Source organism: Promineifilum sp. (SeqCode), assembly GCF_041918635.1.
Taxonomy (GTDB): domain Bacteria; phylum Chloroflexota; class Anaerolineae; order Promineifilales; family Promineifilaceae; genus Promineifilum.
This window is the reverse complement of sequence record NZ_JAYRVJ010000559.1, coordinates 1-11,237: the sequence shown is the minus strand read 5'-3', so window position 1 is coordinate 11,237 and position 11,237 is coordinate 1. Positions and strand designations below refer to the sequence as shown.

8 protein-coding genes are annotated in these 11,237 nt (G+C 66.5%); 3 read left to right on the top strand and 5 right to left on the bottom strand.

What is annotated here, in order from left to right; translation table 11 throughout:
• Both ACE3UY_RS16720 and ACE3UY_RS16715 read left to right on the top strand, forming a co-directional pair.
• On the top strand, positions 1–565 hold a 565-nt coding region (locus tag ACE3UY_RS16720), incomplete at its 5' end, for a hypothetical protein (protein WP_374688628.1).
• Between the two features lie 134 nt (positions 566–699).
• Positions 700–2,067, top strand: coding sequence for a formylglycine-generating enzyme family protein (locus tag ACE3UY_RS16715; protein ID WP_374688627.1), 1,368 nt, complete (start codon positions 700–702; stop codon positions 2,065–2,067).
• 100 nt (positions 2,068–2,167) lie between these two features.
• On the opposite strand, the gene glp is transcribed toward ACE3UY_RS16715, so the two are convergent.
• The 5 genes from glp to polX form a co-directional block, all read right to left on the bottom strand.
• Positions 2,168–3,418, bottom strand: coding sequence for a gephyrin-like molybdotransferase Glp (gene glp / locus ACE3UY_RS16710; protein ID WP_374688626.1), 1,251 nt, complete (start codon positions 3,416–3,418; stop codon positions 2,168–2,170).
• 92 nt (positions 3,419–3,510) lie between these two features.
• Positions 3,511–5,538, bottom strand: a complete 2,028-nt coding sequence (gene ligA / locus ACE3UY_RS16705) for an NAD-dependent DNA ligase LigA (RefSeq protein ID WP_374688625.1) — start codon at positions 5,536–5,538, stop codon at positions 3,511–3,513.
• 79 nt (positions 5,539–5,617) lie between these two features.
• Positions 5,618–6,151, bottom strand: a complete 534-nt coding sequence (locus tag ACE3UY_RS16700) for an SH3 domain-containing protein (RefSeq protein ID WP_374688624.1) — start codon at positions 6,149–6,151, stop codon at positions 5,618–5,620.
• 66 nt (positions 6,152–6,217) lie between these two features.
• Positions 6,218–7,534: a PP2C family protein-serine/threonine phosphatase gene (locus tag ACE3UY_RS16695; protein ID WP_374688623.1), complete on the bottom strand. Its 1,317-nt coding sequence runs from the start codon at positions 7,532–7,534 to the stop codon at positions 6,218–6,220.
• Positions 7,535–7,536: 2 nt separating this feature from the next.
• Positions 7,537–9,300, bottom strand: coding sequence for a DNA polymerase/3'-5' exonuclease PolX (polX, locus tag ACE3UY_RS16690; RefSeq protein WP_374688622.1), 1,764 nt, complete (start codon positions 9,298–9,300; stop codon positions 7,537–7,539).
• Positions 9,301–9,585: 285 nt separating this feature from the next.
• Here polX and ACE3UY_RS16685 point away from each other — a divergent pair.
• Positions 9,586–11,237: ABC transporter substrate-binding protein (locus ACE3UY_RS16685; protein ID WP_374688621.1), on the top strand; the 1,652-nt coding region annotated here is incomplete at its 3' end.

Here is an 11,237-nt window from a genome sequence, read left to right as displayed (position 1 = left end):
TGACCTGGCCCTGCCCGCCAACCCGGAGGGCATCAACAACGCCATGGGCTGGTTCATCCAGCACGCGGGCGCCAAGGAAGGCGGCTACTATGCGGGCGCGGTGCAGAAGCTAGACCGCATCCCGGTAGAGGGCAACTACTTCGTCAGTATCAGCGCGACCGCCTTTGAAGACGGCAAGACCGGCCCCTACAACAGCGTGGCCTGGTACGCCATCAGCGACTCGCCCGACCGCGCCGGCGTCACCGACTGGCGCGAGTTGTTCCCCGATCAGTACGTCTGTAACAACGGCGACGCGGTCTGCAACTACGTCGGCCGCGACGAGACCGTTCACATCAAGCCCGGCCAGTACTTCCACGTGATGGTCGGCCGCAAGTTCCCCGAGTTCTTCGGCTGGACGATGTTCGTCATCGATGACATCAGCATCGTAGCGGCTGACGGGACGCTGAACACGGCCAACGGCTTCTTCAACTGGTGCAACGGGCGGCCGGAGGATTTCAAGGTTCACGGCACTGAGGGCTGCACGAGCCTGACGCAGATCCATTGGGACGCGGAGCAGACGCGATAAATCAGTGGTCAGTGGTCAGTGGTCAGTAGCTAATAGGTCAGTGTTCACTGGTCACTTATCTGCTGACCTACTGAATACTGACTACTGATCACTGACCACTGACCACTTGTCTGGTCTTTTAGTGGGGAAGTTCAATGTCAATTGATCGCAGCGCCCGGCCGGATTCTTCCGAGCCAGCTTTCACCCGCCAACCTGTCAGGTGTGGAGCAGCCACAGTCGCTACCCTTATCATCCTATCCATCCTCGTGTTGAGTCTGAGCGCCTGTACCCGCGACGAGGCGGCGGCGGCCCTGAGCGCGGCGGCCGTGGAGTTGAAAGCCACGCTGGAACCGTGGGGAGCCACGGCGCGGGCCAATGCCGCCGCGCTGGGCGAGCGCCTGCCGGCGGCGCTGGCGACGGCCAAAGCGCCCGTCCCCACGCCCGGCGCGTCGCCCACCGCGGAACTGCCAGCCGGCGTCACGATGGTCGTAACCATTCCCCCGCTTGACGCCACCCCTTCGGCGCCCCCCACCACGCCAACACGGGATAAGAATCCCGTGCCGCCTGCGACCGCCCCCAGCAGCCCGACGCCGCTGCCAACGCGAACCCCGTTGCCGACGGCGACGGCGACCGCCGCGCCCCCGCCGGCGCAACTCGACGTGGTACTGCCAGCCGAGAGCGGCAGCAGCGGCGGAACGATGACACTGCTGCCGGGCGGCTCCTTCCAGATGGGAGCCAGCGTCGCGGACTCGATGGCACTGTGCGCAACGTTTCGGCGCAACTGCCAGGAGGCGTGGTTTGCCGCGTCCGAGCCGGCGCATCTGGTGACGCTCGCGCCGTTTTACATGGATAGCCACGAGGTCACGAACGAGGTGTTCGCGCTGTTCCTGAATGAGACGGGCGGCGCGGCGGCGCTCTGCCTGGGTTATCCCTGCCTCAACACGGACGAGATTCAGATCGTTATGGCCGATGGGGTATATGTGGTGGGTGGCGGGCTGGAGCGGCGGCCGGCGGCCGGCGTGACCTGGTATGGCGCGGCGGCCTTCTGCGAGTGGCGCGGGGCGCGCCTGCCGACCGAGGCCGAATGGGAAATGGCCGCCGGCTGGGATGGCGGTAGAGGCGGGTTTGAAACCCGCCCCTACCCGTGGGGGGATGCGTTCGACGGCAAGGCGCTCAACTTCTGCGACGCCAACTGCCAAGCCGAACACGCCAACCTCGCTTACAATGACGGCTACGCGGCGACCGCACCTGTCGCCAGCTATGAGGCCGGTCGCAGTCCGGCCGGGCTGTATGACATGGCCGGCAACGTGTGGGAGTGGGTGGCCGACTGGTACGACCCGACGTATTATGCCGCTTCGCCAGCAGAGAACCCGACCGGCCCATTGACTGGCGAGGACCGGGTGGTGCGCGGCGGCTCCTGGTACGATACGGGCTACTTCACTACCGTAGCGGTGCGCTTCCCGTCAGCACCGGATAATGCTGACAAAACGCTGGGGTTCCGATGCGCGGCCGACTTGCCTTAAGAAAGAGCTCACGCAAAGCGCGCAAAGGACACAAAGAACGCAAAGAAGGGTTATTTCTTTTGGCGTTCTTTGCGTCTTTGGCGCGCTTTGCGTGAGCTCTTCAAAACAGTCGCACTTCGACGAGGTCGCCGGCCAACAGGCCGCCGCGGTTGAGGGGGACTTTGATCAGGCCATCCGCCTGGACGAGGGTGTAGATAAGGTTGCTCTTGCCGAACACGGGCACGGCCAGCAACCCCGCGTCCGTCTCCTCCAGGCGCGCCGGCACGTAGTCCTCGCGCCCGCTCTCGCTGGGGACGTTCTGCGTCAGCCGCGCCCAGACCCGGCCATGGCGCGGCATAGCTGCGGCCCCTTGCAGGTGGTAGATGGCCGGGACGCCGAACATGTCGAACTGGATCATGGCCGAAACGGGGTTGCCCGGCAGCCCCAGCACCGGCCGGCCGTCCACCGCCCCCACGATGGTCGGTTTACCAGGCCGCGTGGCGACGCCGTGGAGCAGCACCCCCGGCGCGCCTAACTCACCAATGACCCGCACGGTCATGTCGCGCACACTGACCGATGAGCCGGCCGACATCACCAGCATATCACTCTCGGCCAGCGCCGCGACCGCCGCCGCCCGCAGCGCGGCGAAGTCGTCGGGGACGATGCCGCGCACCTGGGGGATGCCGCCGGCCTGAATGACTTGTCCGGCGACGGTGTAGCTGTTGATGTCACGAATCTGCCCTGGCCCCGGCGCGGCGGACGGCGGCACGACCTCGTCGCCGGTCGCCAGAATGGCCACCCGCGGCCGGCGCGCCACCGGCGCTTCGGTCAGGCCCAGCGCCAGCAGGCCACCGAGGTCTTGTGGGCGCAGGACGTGGCCTGCCGGCAGGATGATCGCCCCTGGCGCGACGTCTTCGCCCACCTGGATCACGTTCTGGCCAACGGCGACGGCGCGCAATACCTCAATCTCGTGGGGAAAGCCGCCGGCCGGCCCGCCGACGCGCTGGGTGTGCTCCACCTGGACGACGGCGTCGGCCGTGTCGGGGATCATGCCGCCGGTATGGACGAGCGCCGCCTCGCCGGGGCGCAACGCCATGCCGGCGGCTCGCCCCATGCCCACCTCGCCGACGACCTGTAAGAACGCCGGCAGGCTCTCGCCCGCGCCGTGGGTGTCGGCGGCGCGTACGGCGTAGCCGTCCATCGTGCTGCGCCGGAAGGTGGGCAACGACTGCGGCGCGAGCAAGGCCGTGGCCGTTACCCGCCCTAGCGCCGACTCTGTGGCAATGACCTCCGGATCGGCCAGCGACCGAACGTGGCGCAACAGGAGGGCGCGGGCTTCGTCGGGGGGGAGAACGTTGAAGAACTCGGTCATGCTAGCGGTCAGCAGTAGGGGCGGGTTTGAAACCCGCCCGTACAGCGGTCAGTGGTAGAGGCAGGTTTGAAACCCACCCCTACCACTGACCATTAATCACCGGAGATCATGCCCATCAAGATCGCCTCATCGATGATGGGCACGCCTAGTTCGCGGGCCTTGTCGAGCTTGCTGCCGGCGGCCTCGCCGGCGAGGAGGTAGTCCGTCTTGCGGCTCACGGAGCCGGTCACCTTGCCGCCGTTGGCTTCGATGAAGGCGGCGGCCTCGTCGCGGGTGAGGGTGGGCAGCGTGCCGGTGATGACGAACGTCAGGCCAGCGAGCAGGCGGCTGGTCTCTGGCGCTTCGTTCCGTGGCTCGGCCGCCAGGCGGAGGCCAGCGCCGCGCAGCTTCTCAATGAGCGCGCGGTTGTGCTCGCTCTCGAACCAGGCGGCCACCGATAGCGCCGTCTGGGGGCCCACACCCTCGATGTCATCCAGCCGCTCCGCGCCGGCGGCGGCGATGGCGTCGATGCTGCCCAGCGCGTTGAGCAGCAGGGCGGCCACCACGCTGCCGACGAAGCGGATGCCTAACGCGGTCAGCAATCGCTCGGGCGGCCGCTCCTTGCTGGCCTCGATGCCGGCCAGCAGGTTGTCTACCTTCTTGTCTTTAAATCCCTCCAGAGCGAGCAGGTCTTCGCGCTTCAGGGCGTAGATGTCGGCCACGTCGTGGATCAGGCCGCGCTCGAAGAGGAGGGCCGCCGTCTGCGTGCCAAAGCCGTTGATGTCCATCGCGCCGCGGCTGACGAAGTACTCCAGGCGGCGGATGAGTTGCGCCGGACAGGCGGCGTTCTCGCAGTAGAGCGCCACCTCCTCCGGAAGCTGCACAACCGGCTCGCCGCACGTTGGGCAGATGGCCGGCCGCTCGATGGGCCGCTCGCTGCCGTCGCGCACGTCAACGATCGGCCCGACGATGTAGGGGATGACGTCGCCGGCGCGCTTGACGACGACCCGATCGCCGATGCGGATGTCCTTGCGAGCGATCTCGTCGTAGTTGTGTAGCGTGGCGTTGCGGACGACCGTGCCGCCGATCTCCACCGGCTCCAGGATGGCGTTGGGAGCCAGTACGCCGGTGCGGCCCACATTGACCTGTACGCCGGTGAGTCGTGTCGTCTTCTCCTGGGCCGGGAACTTCATCGCCAGCGCGCCGCGCGGGTCTTTGCCTACAAAACCCAGGCTGTCGGCCAACTCGCGGTCGTTGATCTTGACCACGACACCATCGACTTCGTAGTTGATCCGGTTGCGGCGAGCAATCCACTCCTCGTAGGCTCCCACCACCTCATCGAGGCCCTGGCAGTGCTTGTTGTCGGGCGAGACGGGGAAGCCCAACTCGCGCAGCCAGGCCAGGCGATCCCATTGGTGGGCGGGCAGGGCGACGCCATCATGAGCGACGATATCGTAGCAGTAGAGGCGCAGCGGCCGCGCGGCCGTCTTGGACGAATCGAGTTGCCGCAGCGAGCCGGCGGCGGTGTTGCGCGGGTTCATGTAGATCGGCTCACCCGCGGCGGCCCGCTGCGCGTTGAGCTCCTCGAACTTATCTAGCGGCATGAAGACTTCGCCCCGCACCGCCAGATAGGATGGCGCGGTTAGCTCGCTGCGGGGATCGACGGGGATACGTTTGGGCACGCCGTGCAACGTGCGCAGGTTGGCCGTCACATCCTCGCCCACCACGCCGTCGCCGCGTGTCGCTCCCTGGGTGAAGGCGCCGTCGCGATAGGTCAGCACGACGGTCAACCCGTCCAGCTTAGGCTCGACCACGTAGTCGAGGTGCGTGTCCTGGGGCAGCAGGCGGCCAATGCGCGCCCGCCAGGCGCGCAGGCCCTCAGCGTCGAAGGCGTTCATCAGGCTAAGGATGGGCGCGGCGTGGGTTACCTTGGCGAAGGCCTCTGACGGCGGGCGGCCTGCGCGCTGGGTAGGCGAGTCGGGGGTCACCAGGTCGGGGCGCTCACTCTCCAGCGCCACCAGCTCGCGGTAGAGCGCGTCGTACTCGGCGTCGCTGATCACCGGCGAGTCGAGCACGTGGTAGCGGTAGAGGTGGAAGTCGATCTCCTGGCGGAGTTGCTGGATACGGGTTTCTGGGTTCATTACGGTTACTGTGGTTAGTGGTCAGTGTGACTAACGGCCAAACAAAATCGGCGCAATCTGCCTAGTCTGTGCATTCTTCTTACGGCGCAGCCGAGGGCCGGAGGAAGTCGCCGGCCACCCAGCCTTCCGTTCCATCGCCCAGGCGAATGCGCCACCATTGGTACTGACCGCCGGGCGTCGGCCCTTCGAGCACCAGGATGATCGAGTTCTCGCCCGCGACCGTCACCGGCTGGTTGGCGGTGCTGGGGCCGTTGCGCACGGTAACGCCAATGCCGCCCGTCTCGACCACCTGGGCGTAGTAGCCGACGGTCACTTCCGGCGGGGCGACGGACAGGTCGCGCGTCGGCTCGGTGGTCGCCGTCGGCGCAACCGTCGGCGACGGGGCGAAGACGGCGACGGTAGCCGTCGGAACCGGCGGAGCGGTGCGCACGATGATGGTCGGCTCCAACGCGGCCGACGTTTCATCCGGCGGTTGGGTCAGGAAGCGGCCCAGGAACCAGGCTAGGGCGACCAGCACGACGAGGGTGATGAGCGCGCCAAGCCCCAGCCACCGCCACGGGGTCGGCGGACGGGCGTCCTGGCGGTCGATTTGAGGATGGGGGGTCTGTCTCATAGGCTCGTTCAGGCGTAAGCGATGTGGCGCGATTTGGCTGGGCGATCTGGCAAATCGCCCTACAGTTCAGGGCTGAAGGGTCTCGACCAATAGCATGGTTACGTCGTCGAAGGCGGGCGCGTCGCCGCGCCACTGATTGATGTCGGCCGCGATCCGCCGCAACACGTCGTCTACCACACTCTCGCCACTCCGCCGCGCGAGAAGTGAAACGGGGGTCGCGGCTTGCATGGCGCGCTTCAGCTGCTCCAGCCCGTAGGACTCGTCGCGTTCGTTGCGCGCATCGGTCACGCCGTCGCTATAGAGCAGCAGCCAATCGCCGGGGCGCAGCGTCAGTGAGTACTCTGGCAAGTGCAGATCATCAAGCATACCCAAGAAGCGGCCGTCGCCCGGCAGCGGGGCTGGTGGTTCGCCCGGCCGGAGCAAGAGCGGCCGATCCTGCGCCGCGCGAATGTAGGTCAGCCGGCCGCTGGGCCGGTGGAGCACGCCGTAGAAGGCGGTGACGAAGGCGTCGATGCCGTACCCATCCTGCGCGCCACTGACAGCCAGCAAACCACGGTGCACCGCCAGGGCGACCGCCGCCGGCGACAGCGAGCGCGACGCTTCCTGGAAGAAGAGCGTGCGCGTGACGGCCATCACCAGTGCGGCGTGCATGCCTTTGTCGGCCACGTCGGCCATCAGGACGGCCACATGCTCGTCGTCGAGCGGCTGCACGGTGAATAGGTCGCCGCCTACGTGACGCGCCGGGGCGAGGTAGGAGGCAAAGTGGAAGTCGTCGTAGCGGGGTAGGACAGCCGGTAAGAGGCTGCGCTGCATCTCAGCCGCCAACTCCATCTCCCGCTCCAGCCGCTCCTTCTCCACTAATTCCGCCTGAGCTGCTTGCAGGTTCAGGTAGGCTTCTTGCAACAGAGCGTTTTTCGCGCGCAGATCGTGGATAGCCAGTTGGTCAAGCGTGCGCAGACTCGCCAGCACCCGCCGCGTGATGTGAAGGGCCAGATCGGGATCGGCCTGGAGGAGCGCCCGGAAACGATCGGCGGTGATTTCCAACACCGTTGTCTCGGTCAGCGTCTTGATCGTCGCCAGGCGCGGGTTGTCGTCCAGCAGCGCCATCTCCCCGAACGATTGCCGCGGGCCGAGTATGTTGAGCACCTGCTCCTGTCCGTCTTCGAGCATCCGCAGGACGACGACGTGCCCGCTCTCGATCACGTAAAAGGTGTTCTCCGTCGCGCCCTGATGGGTCAGCAGGACGCCGGCCGGGTACGTGCGCACGTCGGCCAGATCGCGCAGCGTGGCCAGGATATGCGGGTCAAGGCTCTCCGATACGGCTCCAGTGGTAGACGTTGAGCCGACAGGAGTTGGGGCGCTGTGGACAGTCAGGGTCATCATACTCACCCGCTCCCAGTGGACGAAGCCTGGGAGGCGCCACCGCTGATCTTCTGGAGGTAGGCCAGCAACTGCTCGATAGGCCAAGTGTTGACGACGTCGGCCGCTGTCGTCCAACCGCGTTGCGCCGTGGCGACGCCGTAGTGGCGATTGGCGAACTCCTCTGCGCGGTGGGCGTCGGTGTTGATGGCGATCTTGACGCCGAGTTCAATGGCCTGGCGGACGTGGCTGTCGCGCAGATCGAGGCGCGACGGGTGAGCGTTGATCTCCAGGATGGTGCCCGTCTCGGCCGCGGCGGCAATGACGGCGTCCATGTCCAGGTCGGCCCCCGCCCGATCCGGGAAGAGCCGGCCGGTGGGATGGGCGATCATGTCCACGTGCGGGTTGCGGATGGCGTTGAGCAGGCGGTGGGTCGCCTGGTCGCGCGGCTGGCCCAGACCGGTGTGCAGGCTGGCGATGACGAAGTCCAGTTCGGCCAGCACCTCATCGGGATAGTCGAGCGTCCCGTCGGCGCGAATTTCCATCTCCGTGCCATGGAGCACGCGGAAGTCAGGCCCCATCGCCTCGTCGGCGGCGCGCACTTCGACCGTCTGCTGGCGCAGCCGCTCCACCGACAGCCCGTTGGCAATGCCCAGGCTGACGGAATGATCGGTAATGACCACGGCGCGCAACCCATTGGCTTGCGCGGCGCGGGCCATGTCCAGCACGCTCAGCGTCCCGTCCGACCACGTGGTGTGCATATGCAGGTCGCTCAGGAGGTCGCCCTCTTCGACCAGCGCTGGCAGCTTGCCGGCCAGGGCCGCCTCGATCTCGCCGCGATCCTCGCGCAGCCGCGGCGGGATGTAGGGCAGGCCGAGCCGGGCGTAGACCTCCTCCTCAGTGGCGCAGACGATCTCCGGCCCGCCGTCGAGGGGGGTAAAGGCGTGCTCATTGAGGCTGAGCTTCTTCTTGAGGGCCCGTTCGCGCAGTCGCAGGTTATGGGCTTGACTGCCGGTGAAGTAGTTGAGCAGGGTGCCCCAGCGCTCGGCTGGCAGGACGCGCAGATCGACGCCGAGGCCGTTGAACAGGACGACGTTGGTCTTGGTCGGGCCGCGGCCGGCGACCGTCTCGACGCCGTCCAGCGCGGCGAAGCGATCCATGACCGCTTCGGCCGACGCGGCGGCCACCAGCAGGTCGATGTCGCCGACCGTCTCGCGCATGCGCCGCAGCGAGCCACCGACGGCGAACTGCATGACGCCAGGCACTTGGGCCAGCTCGGCCAACATCTCTTGGGCGATGGGCCAGGCGACGCCCAGAGGGATGCGCGCGTCCCCGTGGCGGGCCAGCGCCTCGATAGCCGCCAGAATCTTGGCCTCCGACTTGGCGCCCATGCCGGGCAAGTCGCGCAGCTTGCCCTCGCGGGCGGCGGTGGTCAGGTCTTCCAGTGTCGCGATCTTCAGGACTTCGTAGACCTGCTTGACCCGCTTCGGCCCCAACCCCTCGACGCGCAATATGTCCACCAGAGAGGGCGGGATTTCGGCGGCCAATTTGTCGTAGAAGGCCAACCGGCCCGTGGTTAGCATCTCCTCGATCTTGGCCGCCAGCGTGTCGCCGATGCCCGGGATGTCGGTCAATTTGCCCTCAGCGTAGACGACGTTGATGTCACGGCCCAACGCCTCGATGCTCTCGGCGGCGCGCCGGTAGGCCATGATGCGGTGAATTTGGTCGCCGCGGATAGCCAGCATGTCGGCCACCCGGCTGAAGATCTCCACAACCTCGCGGTTTCTCATACCGGCGGATTATACCCGAAATAGCGGCGCGCGCGGGAATTCCGGAAAAGCCGCTATCAAGCTGACCGCTGACATCAGCTCACCAACGACCGACTTGCTACTTGCCACCTGCCCCGCCTCTGGTGAATGCAGGCTCTGCCATCCTCCCTGCGCCCCTGCCACCAAACCGTTACCCCCCTGCCACTTACCCACGTTTCCCTTGCCTTTTCCCCTACCCATGCTATTATTCGGCGGCTTATGGAGCTATACGCTTAGCTTCACCATTCACGGAAGGAGTGAAAGAAGATGAAGAAGAATCGTGGGATGTTGGTAACGGGATTGCTTCTCATCGTTGCCCTGTTCCTCGCCGGCTGTACGGCTACCGGCGGCCAGGTGCAGGAGGCGATTGAGCAAGCAGCGACGCAAATCGGCCCGACCGTTGAGGCGGCCGTGACGCAGATCGGCCCGACGGTAGAGGCCGCCGCGACGCAACTGGCGCCGACGGTCGAGGCGGCGGTCGAGGAGATCGCCCCGACGGTTGAGGCCGCCGCTACTGAAATGGCGGGCGGCGAGGCCACGGCCGAGCCGGAGGCCGAAGCCAGTAGCGATCTCATGGTCGTCTCCGCCGATTGTGAGGCCGAGGGGTATACCGGTCTATTCCAGGAAATTGCCGCCATCGACCCGTTGACTGTGCAATTCTCCATGTGCGCACCCGACCCGGCCTTCCCGGCCAAGGCGGCTTTTAGCTCGTTCGCCATCCAACCGTCTGAGCATCTGGAAGCGGTTGGCGGCACGCCGGAACTGCTGGAGAACCCGATCGGCACCGGCCCCTACATGGTCGATCAGTGGAACCGCGGCGAAGAACTGACCTTCACCAAGAACCCCAACTACTGGGGCGAGCCGGCCTTCGCCGACACGCTGGTCTTCCGTTGGCAGACCGAGTCGGCCGCGCGCCTGCTGGAACTCCAGTCGGGCAACGTGGACGGCATCGACAACCCGGCCCCGGATGACTTCGAGACCATCGCCGGCGACGCGAATCTTCAACTGTTGGAGCGCCCGGCCCTCAATGTCTTCTACGTCGGCATGAACAATACCTTCGCGCCGTTCGACAACCAGCTAGTCCGCCAGGCTATCGCCATGGGCATCGACCGGCAGCGCATCGTCGATAACTTCTACCCGGCCGGGTCCGAGGTGGCGACGCACTTCACGCCGTGCGCCATCCCCAACGGCTGCACCGGCGAGGAGTGGTATGAGTTCGACCCCGAGGCGGCGCGCGCCCTGCTGGAGGAAGCGGGCTTCGGCGACGGCTTCGAGACGACGATCACGTATCGTGACGTGGTGCGCGGCTATCTGCCCGACCCGAACATCGTCGCCCAGGACATTCAGGCCCAGTTGGCCGAGAATCTGAACATTACGGCCGAGATTGAGGTCATGGAGTCCGGCGCTTTCCTGGAAGCGGCTGACGCCGGCACGATCGAGGGCCTGCATCTGCTGGGTTGGGGCGCTGACTACCCCGACATGACCAACTTCCTTGACTACCACTTCGGCGCCGGTTCGTCCGACCAGTTCGGCACGCATTTCGACGACCTCACCGGTGTGCTGGCCGAAGCCGCGTCGCTGGCTGGCAACGACGAGCGCGCCCCGCTCTATGAGCAGGCGAACAATCTGATCCGCGAGTACGTCCCGATGGTGCCCGTGGCTCACGGCGGTTCGGGCGTGGCCTATCTGGCGGCCGTCCAGAACCCGCACGTCAGCCCGCTGGGCAACGAGTCCTTCGCCAAGATGGATCCCGGCAAGGACACCTTCGTCTGGATGCAGAACGCCGAGCCGATCAGCCTCTACTGCGCTGACGAGACCGACGGCGAGTCGCTGCGGGCCTGCGAGCAGGTCACCGAGGCGCTGTTGGCCTACGAGATCGGCGGCACGGCGGTCGAGCCTTCGCTGGCGACGGCCTGCGA

Coding starts and splice junctions, on each gene's coding strand:
- ACE3UY_RS16715 (WP_374688627.1), top strand. CDS start 700: ATGTCAATTGATCGCAGCGCCCGGCCGGATTCTTCCGAGCCAGCTTTC.
- glp (WP_374688626.1), bottom strand. CDS start 3,418: ATGACCGAGTTCTTCAACGTTCTCCCCCCCGACGAAGCCCGCGCCCTC.
- ligA (WP_374688625.1), bottom strand. CDS start 5,538: ATGAACCCAGAAACCCGTATCCAGCAACTCCGCCAGGAGATCGACTTC.
- ACE3UY_RS16700 (WP_374688624.1), bottom strand. CDS start 6,151: ATGAGACAGACCCCCCATCCTCAAATCGACCGCCAGGACGCCCGTCCG.
- ACE3UY_RS16695 (WP_374688623.1), bottom strand. CDS start 7,534: ATGATGACCCTGACTGTCCACAGCGCCCCAACTCCTGTCGGCTCAACG.
- polX (WP_374688622.1), bottom strand. CDS start 9,300: ATGAGAAACCGCGAGGTTGTGGAGATCTTCAGCCGGGTGGCCGACATG.